The organism is Rhizobium laguerreae (assembly GCF_002008165.1).
Classification (GTDB): Bacteria; Pseudomonadota; Alphaproteobacteria; order Rhizobiales; family Rhizobiaceae; genus Rhizobium; species Rhizobium laguerreae.
In genome coordinates this window covers 785,437-798,348 of sequence record NZ_MRDM01000014.1, presented here as the reverse complement: position 1 = coordinate 798,348, position 12,912 = coordinate 785,437, and the positions used below count along the sequence as shown (strand labels likewise).

The window sequence follows — 12,912 nt, the reverse complement described above, 5'->3', positions numbered from 1 at the left end:
GCCACTTAGGACAGTTATGCTGACCTAAATAAACAGGCCGCAGAAAGCTGGCTTCGGGAGGTCGCATGCCGCTGGATACATTTCTCGCCCTCGTTCTCTTCGCCTTCACGACCTCGATCACGCCGGGGCCGAACAATATGATGCTCTTCGCATCGGGCGTGAATTTCGGCTTCCGCAGGACGATCCCGCATATGTTCGGCATCGGTGTCGGTTTCTTCTCGCTGCTGATCGGCGTCGGCCTTGGGCTCGGCGCGCTGCTGCACACGGTGCCTATGGTCTATACGGCGCTGAAATTTGCGGGCGGAGCCTATCTCCTCTGGATCGCCTGGAAGATCGCCTCGTCGCGCTCGCTCAGCGAAGGCGGGAGCGGCGTCGAGCCGATGTCCTTCTTCGCGGCGGCCGCCTTCCAGTGGGTCAACCCGAAAGCCTGGGTGATGGCGGTCACCGCGATGGCGACCTACACCAATCCGCAACTCTACCTGGTGAGCGTGCTGATCGTGGGTCTCGCTTTTGCGGCGGTCAATGTGCCCAGCGTCTCGACATGGGCCGGCTTCGGCTCGGCGCTGAGGGAATGGCTTTCCGATCCGGTGCGGCTGAAATGGTTCAATATCAGCATGGCGGTGCTGTTGGTGCTAAGCCTCTGGCCGATGCTAAAATAGAGTGAGTGCCGGCTTCATGAGCATCAGCCAGAGAATGCCGATGACGGCGAAGAAGGCCGGAAAACCGCAGGCAAACCAGATGCGGTAAAGGCTGAAATAGGCCGGCGGCAGGGCCTTTCGCGCTGTGGCTGCGGCACGGGCGAGATCGCGCAGCCGGATCTGGATCCAGACGACCGGCAGCCAAAACAGGCCGGTCACGACATAAAGCAGCAGCGACAGCGCAATCCATCCCTCCGACAGGTCCCAGCCGATCGACCGGGCCAGCAGATAGCCGGTCACCGGCTGGAAAATAGCTGCGGTGGCCGTGAAGAGGGTGTCGGCGATGACAACCGTGCTGGCGACATGGGCGATCAGACGGGGATCGCGTGTCCGGTGCGCCATCACCATGAAGAAGGCGATGCCGGCGCCGGTGCCTAAGAGCACGGTCGCGCCGATGACATGGGCAAGCAGCAGCCATTCCTCAAGCATCAGCGTTCATCCAGCGTGGAAAGTGCGGTGAGCGTCAGCAGGATCGATGGCAGCACCTTGACGAGGGGACCGAGCGGATCGAGCCAGAGGGCGGGTTCGAGCAGGCTGGCGCCGGCAAGATAGGCGAACGACACGGCCAGCATGCCGAGAAGGGCACGTTTCGCCAGCGGGCGAAGGAGGACGGCGGCGCCGAGAGCGATGTCGATCAGGCAGGTTGCAAGCGTCAGCGCCGTGGCTGCGGCCTGAGGCATGAACGGCAGGAAGTGAGCGGATGTCTTCTCCAGCGTCAGCAGCGGGATCAAACCTGAGAGCAGCCAGAAAGCGGATAGGCCCGATATGACGAGCGGCTTCAGAAGATAGAGCCTGGCAAACCAGAGATCCTGTACGCCGGACGGATTGGCCGAGAGCGTCGCTGCCGCGGGTGTTGTGGCAAGGCTGCTCCCTGTTTTCGAGCTCCGCACGCCTTCGGACATGACAGTCATCGCCGTCGAGCGCAGCGGCGAACGCCAGCCGAGGAGGCCTGCGATATCGGCCAGCCACGTCACCGGCCTGGCAAGCCAGGGGGCAAGGGAAAACACACGGGCTGGCTGCAGGCCGAGCCACTGGCGGTGAAGGCGGACGAGATCGGTGAGCGTCAGAACTTCGTCGGCGGCGAGATCGATATCGCCGGAGATGCCGCCGGAGACCGCCTGCGACACGGCTTTCGCCACATCGTCCACCGAAAGCGTTTCGACCAGACTTTCGGCATGGACCAGCGGCAGCACCAGGGGAAAGGCGCCAAGCGCCCGCAGCAGCGCCGAGCCGCCATGGGCATTGCGGCCGAGAACGAGGGCAGGGCGCAGGATGAGGTGAGGCAGACCGCTTGTCGCCAGCGCCTCGTCGGCCCGCCGCTTGGTAGCGAGGAAGGGCAGATCACCAGCGGCTCCCGTCGTCCTTGCCGATATCTGCACGATCAGCGGGCGCGACGAGCGTTTTGCGGCGGAATAGAGCGCCAGCATCGCCTCTGCCTGGGTGGCCGACAGATCATCCGAGAGGCCGTCCTGCAGAGCGCCGGCGCAATTGACGACAACATGCTGGTCCTTGAGGATCTCGTCCCAATCCGCCGGTTTCGTCATGCATGAAAGATCTGCGCGCCGCCAGTCGATCGCCGGCTGTTTCAGGCGCGCACGCGCGGGATTGCGGCCGAGGCCGGTCACGACGTGGCCGTCGGCGACGAGCCGGGCCGCGACGACGGATCCTATAAAACCGGTTGCGCCGAGAATCAGAATGTTCATGGCAGGAGATTAGCGGAAAAGCGCATGAGACATAGAAGGGCTTGGCGGGCCTGCGGCATCTGTTAGAAATAGCGGGCAGTTTCGGGAGGGCTTCGCCTTGCACGACCATGACGACGACCATGAGCACGCCCACGGGCATGATCACGACAACCATTATTCCGACATGCAGGCGCGCGTGAAGGCGCTGGAAACGCTGCTGACGGAGAAGGGGCTCATCGATCCGGCAGCGATCGACGCGATCGTCGAGACCTACGAGACGAAGGTGGGGCCGAGGAACGGCGCGCATGTCGTCGCCAAGGCCTGGAGCGATCCTGATTTCGCCGACTGGCTGAAGCGTGATGCGACGGCGGCCATTGCCAGCCTCGGCTATACCGGCCGACAGGGCGAGCATATGCGCGCCGTCTTCAATACGGCCGAGACCCATAATCTCGTCGTCTGCACGCTCTGCTCCTGTTATCCCTGGTCGGTGCTCGGCCTGCCGCCGGTCTGGTACAAGGCGCCGGCCTATCGTTCGCGCGCCGTCATCGATCCGCGCGGCGTGCTGGCCGAATTCGGGCTGACGCTGCCTGAGGATAAGAAGGTCCGCGTCTGGGATTCGACGGCGGAGCTGCGTTACCTCGTCATTCCCGAGCGGCCCGAAGGGACCGACGGAATGGACGAGCAGGCGCTCGCTGGCCTCGTCAGCCGCGATGCGATGATCGGTACGGCCGTTGCCGGCAAGCCGGAGAGCTTGACATGAACGGACCGCACGATCTCGGCGGGCAGATGGGGTTCGGACCTGTCGCGCCCGAAAAGGACGAGCCTTATTTCCATGCCGAATGGGAAAAGCGGGCGCTCGGCATCACGCTTTCCTGCGGCGCTTTCGGCGCCTGGACCATCGACGAAAGCCGGCACGCGCGCGAGAATATTCCGCCGGCCGCTTATCTCGCCGCCAGCTATTACGAGATCTGGATCCGCGGCATCGACAAGCTGCTCGAACGGCATGGCTTTGCGACTCGCGCGGAATTGCTGTCCGGCCATGCGCAGCAGCCAGGAGCCGTTCCGAAGCGGGTGCTGAAGGCGGACATGGTGCCCGGCGTTCTTGCGAAGGGCGGGCCTTGCGATCGTCCTGTTAAGACCGCGCCGCGCTTCGTGGCCGGCGAAGGGGTGAAGACAAAGAATTTCAATCCAGTAACACATACGCGCCTGCCGCGTTATGCCCGAGCCAAAACAGGCGTGGTCGAGGCAGTGCAGGGTGCTTTCGTCTTCCCTGACGACAATGCGCATGGCGAGGGCGAAAACCCGCAATGGCTCTATACGGTCGTTTTCGACGGCGCGGAGCTTTGGGGTGGAGATGCCGATCCCACGCTGACCGTGTCGATCGATGCTTGGGAGAGCTATCTTGAGCCGGCATGAAATGTCGCCGCTGACGCAATCGTCCGGGCTGCCGACGTCGCCGGAGGGCGAGCCGGTTTTTCCCGAGCCATGGGCGGCCGAAGCTTTCGCCATGACCGTGCACCTGCACGCAAAAGGCCTGTTCAGCTGGAGCGAATGGGCTGAAACGCTTTCCGCGCAATTGCACAAGCCTGGCCGGGCCGAAGATGGCAGCGACTATTTCGACTGCTGGGTGGGGGCACTCTGCGACCTTATCGTCGACAACGGCATTGCCGATGCGGAAACGATCCTGGCACTGCAACAGAGCTGGCAGCGGGCGGCGGAGGCGACGCCGCATGGACGGCCGATCGAGCTCGGCAACGATCCCTCACGCTGATCCTTAGAGCGGTTCAGCTGTTCACGGAAGCGCAGAACCGCTCTAAGTCTTTGTTTTCTACGTAATTCCGGACGGAAAACCGCTTCGCACTTTTCCTGGAATTACTCTACGACGGGAATTGCCGGTAGCACTCCTCGGCTACCTGACGCAGCGTCTCGCGGAAGATTTCGCCGGTCACGGCATAACCGAGTTCGCCGTCGATCCAATAGAAGGTTTCAAGATTGCCCGATGAGGCGAAGCGGAAGCTCGTCGTGCGGTTCTCCGTGTTGCGGCCGACCATGACGGTCAGGCGCTCGCCGGCCTGGTTTTCATACATGAACATCGCGCCCGGCCTGCCGTCGACCGGCAGCAGGCGGCCGCCGACTAGCTTGAAGCCGAGCGGCTGTAGGTTCGGAATCTTGAGGTTCTGGATTGCCAGGCGCTTGCCGAGCCAGCTGGCGAGGTGGACCTCCTCGTTTGCGAAGACCTCGACAGGGTGGCGAACCTCGGCGGCATAGACCGTAAACGCGGTCTGGGCCTGTTTTGGCAGGGTTTCGGAGCCGGCAAGCTGCAGTTCCGGCTTTTCCAGAAGTGCGGGGCCATAATGGCCGCTGACGGCGCCGAGCGTGAAGACGAGGAGGGCTGATGCGGTGATCGCCCAGCGTTTCGCTCCCGATGAAACGGCGCGCGGGGGGACGACGAGCAGAGGATCGGTGTCCTTCGCCTTCTCATAACCGGCAAACAGCGATCGGATGCCTGAATTCTGCGCCTGCCATTCGGCGACCATCGCCGCCTCGTCGGGATTGTCGGTCAGGAAGGCCTCGATGCGGGCGCGCACCGTTTCCGGCAGCTGGCCGTCGGCATAAGCGTGAAGGTCGGCTTCGGTGACGCTCGGATTGGTCTCGTTCATTTCGGTCTCCGAAGCGTAATGATGTTGTCGGCCTTCAATCGCTCGGCGACGCGCCGGCGGGCGCGCGACAGGCGGGACATGACGGTGCCGATCGGGATATCGAGCGCGGCTGCGACCTCGCCATAGGTGTATCCCTCGATGACCACGAGCATCAGCACAGCGCGGTGTTCCTCCGAAAGGCTGTTCAGCGCATCGTCCAGCCGAGCACGTTCCAGCGGATCGGCCGGCGGTTCGGGCACGGCCAGATTTTCTGCGGCATCGAGCTCGACAAGGCCATCGCGAGTCTTGCCGCGCCGGCCGTTGCGGTAGAGATTGGTCATGATGGTCAGGACCCAGCCGCGCAGGTTGAGGCCGCGCCATTGGCCGCGGCGCGTGAGAACCTTTTCGACGCAATCCTGGAGCAGATCCTCGCCATCGGCATCCGAACGAGTCAGGCTGCGCGAATAGCGCCTGAGCGAGGGCAGGAGGGCCAGGATCTGGCCCTCGAAGGTTTCGGGTGCGGGTATCTTCATGCCGGCTCTCTTGGCATCAGGGCCCCTGCAATCAAGGTTTGGCGAGATCCCAGTTGCCGCCGACGCCGTCGCCGGTGATGTCGCCCATCTTCGTGTCCTTGACCCAATAATAGAGCGGCATGCCGTCCTTGGCCCATTGTTTCGTGCCATCTTTGCGATCGATGATCGAATATGCACCATCGGCCTTGGCATCGGAAGCCGCCATCAGCGGCGGCCAGTTCTTGGCGCAATCGTCGTAGCAGTTGGACACGCCCTTGACGTCCTTCTTGAAGGTGTAGAGTGTCATGCCGTTTTCGCCGGCAAGCACCTTGCCCTTGGCGGAGTCGACTTCCTTGACGGGAGCAGCGGCGAAAGCAGCGGTCGCGGCAAGGGCGGCGGCGGCCACGACGGATAGGAATTTCACGGATTTCATGGTGTCTCTCCTCAGATTGGGCACGCAATCTTGCGCTACCTGAGATGAGACACGAGGCGCGGTGGTTTTATTCCAGGCGCAGCAAAAGTTTTCGCGGCGGGCGAGGTGGGCCGAAGCCCGTTTTCGCCCGCACATGTCGCGTCGAGCGGCTTGCCACTATTCTCCTGACGCGGAGGCTGCCGCCATGTCGACCCACACCGCTTCGAATACATGGCCATCGGGATCTTCGAAGGCACGGTTGTAGAGCCAACCCATGTCCGTCGGCGCGCGTGGATCGGCTTTGCCCCCGGCGGCTGCGGCTGCCTCGACGATAGCGTCCACCTCTTCGCGGCTGTCCATCGTCAGCGCGATCAGCACTTCGCTCGCCTTTTGCGCTTCGGCGACGGGCTTTGGCGTGAAGGTCGCGAAAAAATCGCGCGTCAGCAGATGGAAGAAAATGGCGTCGGTCCAAACCATGTTCGACGCCTGGTGATCGCTGAACTGTTCGTTCTTGCTGCAGCCGATGGCTTCATAGAAGCGGGTCGCAGCAGCAAGGTCTTTCACCGGCAGGTTCACGAAAATCATCTTCGACATTGCAGTTCTCTCCTCTTCCTTTGTCTCCAGGCTTTGTCTTCCAGGCGAGGGCTTTGCCTCACACAAATTCCTGCACGATGGTGTCGCTGGCATGAATGCAGACGATTTCGAGCCTTCCGGTGCCGACATTCTCAAAGCGGTGTGGAATGTTGGCGGCCACGACGACGATATCGCCGGGAAAGCCGCGGGTCTTGGCGTCGCCTACGGTGAATTCGGCTTCGCCTTTCCTGACTGCCCATGTCTCGGAATAGGGGTGGACATGCAGAGCGGGCCCTTGGCCGGGCTCGTTGTCGACCAGGAAAAGCGATATCTCGCCGCCATGGTCGCGGCCCTCGAAGCGGACAGTGCGGCTCTGATCGGGTCGCACTTCCTGGTGGCGAAGAATCCTGTACATCACGTGCCTCCCCTTGGTGCCGTCTAGAACGCAAAACTATCTTCGCGAGAAGATATATTTGCAAACTATCTTGCTGTCAAGATATCTTCCGAGACTCGGTTGGAAGGTGTATGTCTCTCTTGTGGTGATGTGAGGCAGAGAATGATGAATGGAACGAAAGGGGACGGTGGCCGCCCCGGGGACGGTGACCGCCCCGGGGACGGTGACCGCCCCGGGGACGAGGACTGCCCCAGGGAGGACCATGTCGACCGGCTGCGCCGGCAATGGGCGCTGGAACTGCCCGACCTCGACACCGAGCCGATGGCGATCCTGGGGCGGGCCTTTCGTCTATCCAACCTGGTGCGCCCCAGCATCGAAGCGACATTTGCCGATTTTGGCCTCGACCGCGGCGAATTCGATGTGATCGCAACGCTTCGCCGTTCCGGACCGCCTTACCTGATGACGCCGACGGAGATGTATTCGGCGCTGATGATCTCGTCCGGAGGCCTGACCCACAGGCTTGACCGGCTGGAGAAGGCGGGACTGATCCGCCGCGAGAAATCGCCGCGTGACGGGCGCAGCGTGCTGGTGGCTTTGACCGAGGCGGGTGCGGCACTCGCCGAACAGGCCTTCCGTACCGACATGGCGAGCGAATCCTCATTTCTGCAGGCTCTTGATGGAAAGGAGCGTGAGGCGCTTGCGGCGCTGCTGCGCAAGCTGATCGCAGGAATTGAAAGTGAGCAGGCGCGAAGTGGGGCAGAGGGCGAGAACGCCGGCTGAATGGTGATCGACGCCGTCACCGTTCAGGCAGCAACACGCTGCTTTTGCAGGTCATTTACATCACTGCTGCTTTCGGATATGATATATCCTTAATTCCATTGGCGGAACCAGCTATCACACGAGTTGCTGAATGATCCTGAAAAGCCAGGTCGAGTGGGCGCTGCACTGCTGCGCCATTCTCGCGGGCCTGCCAGAGGGCAGGTATCTTTCCACCAAGGCGCTCGCCGAGCTTCATGGTCTGCCGAAGGAATATCTCTCCAAAGCACTGCAGAGCCTTTCGCAGGCATCGCTGGTCGAGACCACGCTCGGTCCGAGTGGCGGCTACAGGCTTGCCAAGACCCCCTCGGATATCAACTTTCTCGAGATCGTCGAGGCGGTCGAGGGGAAGGCGCGCAGCTTCACCTGTACGAACATCCGGGAGAACAATCCCTGCCGGCCGGCCGGTTATTGCGACAGCAAGCCCTGCGCGGTTGCCCGCATCATGTGGGAAGCCGACGAGGCCTGGCGCGATACGCTGAGGCGCGTCCGGCTTTCCGATCTGGTCGGCACCTTGTCCGAGGAAGTGCCGGCCGACATTTGGCGAAGCACGTTCGAATGGGTGCTCAAGCGCGCCGGCTGAGCGGCGTGCCGGTCTCTATGCCTTGAAGATGGTCCTGATGGTCTTCAGGATGGCATGGGCGCTGCGGGCATGTTCCGGGGGCAAGGAGGCGCCATTGCGGAAACGCTCGGCGCGGCTGGCGAGGTGGTCGGCGATTTCTTCCGCCAGCGCCGGGCGTTCGCTTAGCAGCGGCGCGAAGGCCTCCTGGTCGATTTCATAGGCGGTCACGGGGGTCAGAGCCTCCAGGGTGCACACTTCCTGCATGCCGGCGAGCAGTCCGGTCTCGCCAAAAAAGTCGCCCGGCGCGAGCCGTCCGCGTTCCTCGCCTGCGTTCCTCGCCGCGATGATGCCGGCGCGCACCATCATCAGTGAGGGGAGCATTTCGTCCTCCCGCACGATCACATCGCCCTTGCGGAACTCCCGGACAGTCGCGGTTTCGGCGAGCCTGCGCTTTTCATCGGACGTCAGTGTCGTAAAGACCGGAATGGCCTCGATCAGGGCAAGCGGCGTTACGCTCGGCGGCTTTGCGCTTTCTTCCGTCGGCAGATCGGCGGTCAGCACCGTCGCCGAGGGCGGGATGGCCAGCAGCAGGCCGGCGGATTTGCAATGGCGATAGACGAGATCGAGCACCTCGTTCCGCGCCGGCACCCGCTGGCTCGGGCTCGTCACCCGAAACTGCAGCTCGACCTCAAGTGCGGTGGCATCCAGTCCCTTCAGCGCGACGACCGGCGGCGGTTCGCGCACGATCGAATTGCAACTCGCAAGTGCCGTTGCCATGACGTGCCGGACCGATGCCGGCATCCGCGTCGGGGCGATGCGGATGGTGAGGATCAGGAGATGGCTCTCGTCAGGCCGGCTGACATTCGTCAGGCCGAGCTTTGCCAGAAAACTGTTCGGCAGTACGACGACATTGTTGGCGCTGGTCAGGATGTGTGTCGCGCGCCAATTGCTTTCGACGACGCGTCCCTCGGTGCCGTCGCTGAGAAGGATCCAGTCGCCGATGATGTATGGCCGGCCGAGTGTCAGGGCGATGCCGGAGAAGAGGTCCGCGAGTGTGTTCTGCAGCGCCAGGCCGAGAATGATGGCGACCACGCCCGAGGTCGCGACGAGGGTTCCGATCGGTACGCCGAAGACGAAGGCCAGAACCGACAGGGCCATGCCGATATAGACGACGCCGATGACCAGATCCTGTAGCAGGCGAGCCTCTCGCGGACTGCCCTCCAGCACCAGATAGAGCCTGATGAAACCGATGACGGCCCATGCCAGATGGATCCACCAGAGCGTTTTTGCGACGATGACGAGCAGGGCCCGCGGATCCTCGGACTCATATCCTTGAAACCGGTGGGGTTCGATGCCGCTGCCGACGAGGATCAGCGTCATCACTGCAAAGAAGAGGATCTGCACCACCAGCCGCGTCGTCGGCCGATGACGGGAGAGCAGATGCCAGACGACGATACCGGCAAATCCTACTGTTATCAGGGATATCAGAGGTTTGCCGAAGAGGGCGTCGTCAATCATCTCTCTGTCTCCGGGGTGCAGGCCGCACATGATTCAGCATCTCGGCCGCCTGCGCAAGCATCAGGCCTGCGCAGGCGGTATTGTATCGGCCCGAAGATCGGAACCGACTTTCGGAAAGCACGATGCGTAGATGCAAAGTGTTGCAGCGTCCTTTGCGCGTCTGAAAGACGCGCGGCGCTGTAATGCGATCGTCACTTCTTGAGCGGATAGGTCAGCTCTTTCTGGTTGGTGTCGACGACGAAGACGGCGAGCAGGCGGGCGGGCTTAGTCTCGCTGCCGTTGGCGCTGACGCCATGACGGTCGCCCGGCATTTCGGAGAAGCTCTCTCCGGCCTGATAGACCTTGACCGGGCCGTCATTGACCTGGCTGCGGATCGACCCTTCGAGCACGGTGGCGTAGATGAAGGCGGTGTCGGGATGAGTGTGGCCTTCGGAGAAGCCGGGCGGGCCGTATTCGACCAGCACTCCCTTGATGCTCTTGCCCGGCACGTTCGGAAGCTCGTGCTCATAGACGAGTGTCACCTCCGCAGACTCGCTGCTGTCATGGGCGCTGACGCCGGTGGCAGCCGGAAAGGCGAGGGCGGCGGCGAGGAAAAGTGTTCTGATCATCGGAATCTCCATGGTTGCTGGGTCGGGGAAGACGCGTCCGAGCGGTTGCGTCTTAAGGGCACGTCAATCATGTCGGCTGGGTGGACTTTGCGAACCACTGCTCGAAGGTGATCGAACCAAGCCGCGGATTGTCGTCGGAAACGAGCGACTGGTCTTTCAGTCTTGCGCCGAAATATCTCGCCTCTACGTCAGCCTCGGTGGTGCGCGGGTCTTTCATGGCCTTCAGATAGCGGGCGACGAGCTCGCTGAGGCGCACCCGTTCCGGACCAGCGATCTCGAGCGTCGCGTTGGCGGGAGCAGAGAGGGCCACGTCCGCCATGGCGTCCGCCACGTCGTCGGAAGCAATCGGCTGCACATAGGCCGGAGACAGGTGGACCGTCTGGCCGACCGTTCCCGATTGGGCGATGCCGCCGAGGAATTCCATGAACTGCGTCGAATGGACGATGGTGTAGGGGATTCCCGATTCCTTGATCAGTTTTTCCTGGGCAAGCTTGCCGCGGAAATAGCCGCTTTCCTGCAGACGTTCAGTGCCGACGACGGAGAGGGCGATATGGTGCTTGACGCCGGCAGCTTTTTCGGCGGCGAGAAGATTGCGGCCCGAGGTCTCGAAAAATTCGAGCACGGCCTTATCCTCGAAGGACGGCGAGTTAGCGAGGTCGAGCACGACTTCGGCGCCCGAGAGCGCCTCTGCCAGTCCTTCTCCCGTGATCGTGTTGACGCCGGAGTTCGGCGAGGCGGCGATCACGTCATGGCCGCGTTTGCGCAGGCGTTCGACAGTCTTTGAACCGATGAGGCCGGTTCCGCCGATGACAACGATTTTCATAATGGATCTCCGTTCGCTGTCGTGGTGCGGCAGCGTCAAAGGTGAATCTTCTCAATGAATTGCGCGGTTTAGTTCAGGCCAGCCTTATCGAGGCCGTAGGCCTTGTCGGCCGTGCCGGGCACGGTCTTGAAGCCGACATTGACGCGGTTCCAGGCGTTGATCGCCATGACGACGAAAGTCAGATCCGAGATTTCCTTCTCGGAAAGCTGGCCGCGCACCCGTTCGTAAATCTCGTCGGGAACGCCGCCTTCGGAAAGCTTGGTCAGTGCTTCGGTCCAGGCAAGGGCTGCGCGCTCGCGGGGGATGAACAGGTTCGATTCCCGCCAGATGGCGACGTGGTAGAGCCGCAGTTCCGTCTCGCCGTAGATCTTGGCCTGCTTCACATGCATGTCGAGGCAAAAGCCGCATCCATTGATCTGTGAGGCGCGGATCTCGACGAGGGCCTGCAGCTTCTCGTCGATCACGCTGCTCTTCAGCGCCATGCTGAATTCCATGAATTTCTTGAAAAGCTCGGGGGACTGTTGGGCGTAGTTCAGTCGCTGAGTCATGTGTCTCTCCTTTAATTAAGGATATTGAATATCCTTATGGATAGAAGATATCCTTAATTGCTGGACTGTAAAGCCATTCTCGTTTAGTCTGGCTGCATAAAGCCTATGCGCAAAAGTATGAGGGGCAGGGGGATGGATATCGTTTCGGCATTGCGGACCTTTCAGCGCGTCGTGGAGACGGGTTCGTTTTCGGCGGCGGCGCACGATCTCGACGTGACGCAGCCCGCCGTCTCGCGACAGGTCGCAGCCCTCGAGGGCCATTTCAACACCCGCCTCCTGCATCGCACGACGAGTGGCCTGTCGCTGACGGCAGAGGGGGAGCGGATGCTGCCGATGGCGCTGCGGATTCTCGAAGCGGTTGAGGAGCTTGGCGATGCGGCCGGATCGGACGGAACCATGGCCTCGGGAAAGGTCAGGCTCAGCGTTCCAGCACCACTCGGCCTCTATCTCAGCGAGCGGCTCGGCGATCTTCTTGCCGCCCATCCGAAGCTCTCGGTCGAACTCATCTTCAGGGAGCAGGGCTCTGATATGATCGAGGAGCGCCTGGATCTCGAAGTGCGCTTGGGCCAGGTCGCCGACAGCAGCCTCGTCTGCCGGCGGATCGGCTGGACGACGGCCTTCCTCGTCGCCTCGCCCGCCTATCTCGCGCGCAGGGCTGCCCCCCGCGCACCGAAGGAGATCAAGGACCATGAATGCCTGTGTTACAACAGGGCGGGCGAGGCCAATACTTGGTCCTTCTCGAACGGTTCGGAAGACATATCGGTCCGGATCTCGCCGCGACTGACCGCCTGCAATGCGGTCGCCATCCACCGGGCAGCCCTTGCTGGAGCGGGTCTTGCGGTGCTTTCGCATATCATCGCGATGCCCGATATCGCCGCCGGCCGGCTGGTCCCCGTGATGAGGGATTTCCAGCCGAGCCGGCTGCCGGTTACCGTCGTCTATCCCTCGCGGCGCAACATGCCGTTGCGCGTCAAGACGGTTCTGGATTTTCTCACCGACGCTATGGGGCAGGACCCGTCGATGTGTGCCAGTGGCGCGGACCGGCAGTGGAACTGATGATTGTCCGGCCGGGCGATTTGCCGTTTTCCGCCTTGCCTAAAGCCCGCGAATCCTGCCAAGTCCTGCGA

18 protein-coding genes are annotated in these 12,912 nt (G+C 62.3%); 7 read left to right on the top strand and 11 right to left on the bottom strand.

The genetic code is table 11. The features are described 5' to 3' along the window. Positions 1 to 65: 65 nt before the first annotated feature. Positions 66 to 659, top strand: coding sequence for a LysE family translocator (locus BS630_RS19795; protein WP_077978747.1), 594 nt, complete (start codon positions 66 to 68; stop codon positions 657 to 659). Here BS630_RS19795 and BS630_RS19790 read toward each other — a convergent pair. Beyond that, positions 651 to 1,127, bottom strand: a complete 477-nt coding sequence (locus BS630_RS19790) for a DUF2269 family protein (protein WP_077978746.1) — start codon at positions 1,125 to 1,127, stop codon at positions 651 to 653. The genes BS630_RS19795 and BS630_RS19790 overlap by 9 nt on opposite strands. After that, a complete protein-coding gene (locus BS630_RS19785) occupies positions 1,127 to 2,401 on the bottom strand; it encodes an SDR family oxidoreductase (RefSeq protein ID WP_025395252.1) in 1,275 nt (424 codons plus the stop codon). Before BS630_RS19785 ends, BS630_RS19790 begins: the two co-directional genes overlap by 1 nt. A gap of 97 nt (positions 2,402 to 2,498) precedes the next feature. Between BS630_RS19785 and nthA the strand changes: the two genes are divergently transcribed. From nthA to BS630_RS19770, 3 genes are read left to right on the top strand one after another with little or no spacing between them, the layout of a single operon-like run. Further along, a complete protein-coding gene (gene nthA / locus BS630_RS19780) occupies positions 2,499 to 3,140 on the top strand; it encodes a nitrile hydratase subunit alpha (protein WP_077978745.1) in 642 nt (213 codons plus the stop codon). After that, positions 3,137 to 3,796, top strand: coding sequence for a nitrile hydratase subunit beta (gene nthB, locus BS630_RS19775; RefSeq protein ID WP_077978744.1), 660 nt, complete (start codon positions 3,137 to 3,139; stop codon positions 3,794 to 3,796). The genes nthA and nthB overlap by 4 nt, the downstream gene beginning before the upstream one ends. After that, positions 3,783 to 4,151, top strand: a complete 369-nt coding sequence (locus BS630_RS19770; RefSeq protein WP_077978743.1) for a nitrile hydratase accessory protein — start codon at positions 3,783 to 3,785, stop codon at positions 4,149 to 4,151. The genes nthB and BS630_RS19770 overlap by 14 nt, the downstream gene beginning before the upstream one ends. Before the next feature lie 106 nt (positions 4,152 to 4,257). On the opposite strand, the gene BS630_RS19765 is transcribed toward BS630_RS19770, so the two are convergent. The 5 genes from BS630_RS19765 to BS630_RS19745 form a co-directional block, all read right to left on the bottom strand. Next, positions 4,258 to 5,040 carry an anti-sigma factor family protein gene (locus tag BS630_RS19765; RefSeq protein ID WP_077978742.1) on the bottom strand — a complete coding sequence of 261 codons (783 nt, stop codon included), beginning with the start codon at positions 5,038 to 5,040 and terminating at the stop codon, positions 4,258 to 4,260. Beyond that, entirely contained in the window at positions 5,037 to 5,552 is a 516-nt protein-coding gene (locus BS630_RS19760) for an RNA polymerase sigma factor (RefSeq protein WP_026158763.1), read from the bottom strand. Before BS630_RS19760 ends, BS630_RS19765 begins: the two co-directional genes overlap by 4 nt. 31 nt (positions 5,553 to 5,583) lie before the next feature. Further along, on the bottom strand, positions 5,584 to 5,964 hold the full coding sequence (locus BS630_RS19755; protein ID WP_077978741.1) for a COG4315 family predicted lipoprotein: 381 nt from the start codon (positions 5,962 to 5,964) through the stop codon (positions 5,584 to 5,586). Positions 5,965 to 6,120: 156 nt separating this feature from the next. After that, entirely contained in the window at positions 6,121 to 6,537 is a 417-nt protein-coding gene (locus BS630_RS19750; protein WP_077978740.1) for a VOC family protein, read from the bottom strand. A 58-nt stretch (positions 6,538 to 6,595) separates the two neighbouring features. Then, on the bottom strand, positions 6,596 to 6,931 hold the full coding sequence (locus tag BS630_RS19745; protein WP_077978739.1) for a cupin domain-containing protein: 336 nt from the start codon (positions 6,929 to 6,931) through the stop codon (positions 6,596 to 6,598). A 141-nt stretch (positions 6,932 to 7,072) separates the two neighbouring features. Here BS630_RS19745 and BS630_RS19740 point away from each other — a divergent pair, with 141 nt between their 5' ends. Both BS630_RS19740 and BS630_RS19735 read left to right on the top strand, forming a co-directional pair. Next, a complete protein-coding gene (locus BS630_RS19740; protein WP_077978738.1) occupies positions 7,073 to 7,690 on the top strand; it encodes a MarR family winged helix-turn-helix transcriptional regulator in 618 nt (205 codons plus the stop codon). A 130-nt stretch (positions 7,691 to 7,820) separates the two neighbouring features. Then, complete coding sequence (locus tag BS630_RS19735; protein ID WP_077978737.1) at positions 7,821 to 8,309, top strand: RrF2 family transcriptional regulator; 489 nt, start codon at positions 7,821 to 7,823, stop codon at positions 8,307 to 8,309. A gap of 15 nt (positions 8,310 to 8,324) precedes the next feature. Here the strand turns inward: BS630_RS19735 and BS630_RS19730 are convergent, their stop codons facing one another. The 4 genes from BS630_RS19730 to BS630_RS19715 all read right to left on the bottom strand — a co-directional run bounded on the left by BS630_RS19730 (position 8,325) and on the right by BS630_RS19715 (position 11,785). Then, entirely contained in the window at positions 8,325 to 9,806 is a 1,482-nt protein-coding gene (locus BS630_RS19730) for a cyclic nucleotide-binding domain-containing protein (protein WP_077978736.1), read from the bottom strand. Between the two features lie 191 nt (positions 9,807 to 9,997). Further along, positions 9,998 to 10,414, bottom strand: a complete 417-nt coding sequence (locus BS630_RS19725) for a cupin domain-containing protein (RefSeq protein ID WP_077978735.1) — start codon at positions 10,412 to 10,414, stop codon at positions 9,998 to 10,000. A 67-nt stretch (positions 10,415 to 10,481) separates the two neighbouring features. Continuing rightward, a complete protein-coding gene (locus BS630_RS19720) occupies positions 10,482 to 11,237 on the bottom strand; it encodes an SDR family oxidoreductase (RefSeq protein ID WP_025395240.1) in 756 nt (251 codons plus the stop codon). A gap of 68 nt (positions 11,238 to 11,305) precedes the next feature. Further along, entirely contained in the window at positions 11,306 to 11,785 is a 480-nt protein-coding gene (locus BS630_RS19715; RefSeq protein ID WP_077978734.1) for a carboxymuconolactone decarboxylase family protein, read from the bottom strand. A 132-nt stretch (positions 11,786 to 11,917) separates the two neighbouring features. On the opposite strand from BS630_RS19715, the gene BS630_RS19710 reads away from it, so the two are divergent. Further along, entirely contained in the window at positions 11,918 to 12,841 is a 924-nt protein-coding gene (locus BS630_RS19710; protein ID WP_077978733.1) for a LysR family transcriptional regulator, read from the top strand. The last annotated feature ends 71 nt before the right edge of the window (positions 12,842 to 12,912 follow it).

Bases quoted from the DNA above. Each gene is read 5' to 3' on its own strand.
- BS630_RS19710 (WP_077978733.1), top strand. From the start codon at position 11,918: ATGGATATCGTTTCGGCATTGCGGACCTTTCAGCGCGTCGTGGAGACG.
- BS630_RS19760 (WP_026158763.1), bottom strand. From the start codon at position 5,552: ATGAAGATACCCGCACCCGAAACCTTCGAGGGCCAGATCCTGGCCCTC.
- BS630_RS19795 (WP_077978747.1), top strand. From the start codon at position 66: ATGCCGCTGGATACATTTCTCGCCCTCGTTCTCTTCGCCTTCACGACC.
- BS630_RS19720 (WP_025395240.1), bottom strand. From the start codon at position 11,237: ATGAAAATCGTTGTCATCGGCGGAACCGGCCTCATCGGTTCAAAGACT.
- BS630_RS19725 (WP_077978735.1), bottom strand. From the start codon at position 10,414: ATGATCAGAACACTTTTCCTCGCCGCCGCCCTCGCCTTTCCGGCTGCC.
- BS630_RS19785 (WP_025395252.1), bottom strand. From the start codon at position 2,401: ATGAACATTCTGATTCTCGGCGCAACCGGTTTTATAGGATCCGTCGTC.
- BS630_RS19730 (WP_077978736.1), bottom strand. From the start codon at position 9,806: ATGATTGACGACGCCCTCTTCGGCAAACCTCTGATATCCCTGATAACA.
- BS630_RS19735 (WP_077978737.1), top strand. From the start codon at position 7,821: ATGATCCTGAAAAGCCAGGTCGAGTGGGCGCTGCACTGCTGCGCCATT.
- BS630_RS19750 (WP_077978740.1), bottom strand. From the start codon at position 6,537: ATGTCGAAGATGATTTTCGTGAACCTGCCGGTGAAAGACCTTGCTGCT.
- BS630_RS19790 (WP_077978746.1), bottom strand. From the start codon at position 1,127: ATGCTTGAGGAATGGCTGCTGCTTGCCCATGTCATCGGCGCGACCGTG.
- BS630_RS19765 (WP_077978742.1), bottom strand. From the start codon at position 5,040: ATGAACGAGACCAATCCGAGCGTCACCGAAGCCGACCTTCACGCTTAT.
- BS630_RS19715 (WP_077978734.1), bottom strand. From the start codon at position 11,785: ATGACTCAGCGACTGAACTACGCCCAACAGTCCCCCGAGCTTTTCAAG.
- BS630_RS19740 (WP_077978738.1), top strand. From the start codon at position 7,073: ATGATGAATGGAACGAAAGGGGACGGTGGCCGCCCCGGGGACGGTGAC.
- BS630_RS19755 (WP_077978741.1), bottom strand. From the start codon at position 5,964: ATGAAATCCGTGAAATTCCTATCCGTCGTGGCCGCCGCCGCCCTTGCC.
- nthB (WP_077978744.1), top strand. From the start codon at position 3,137: ATGAACGGACCGCACGATCTCGGCGGGCAGATGGGGTTCGGACCTGTC.
- BS630_RS19745 (WP_077978739.1), bottom strand. From the start codon at position 6,931: ATGTACAGGATTCTTCGCCACCAGGAAGTGCGACCCGATCAGAGCCGC.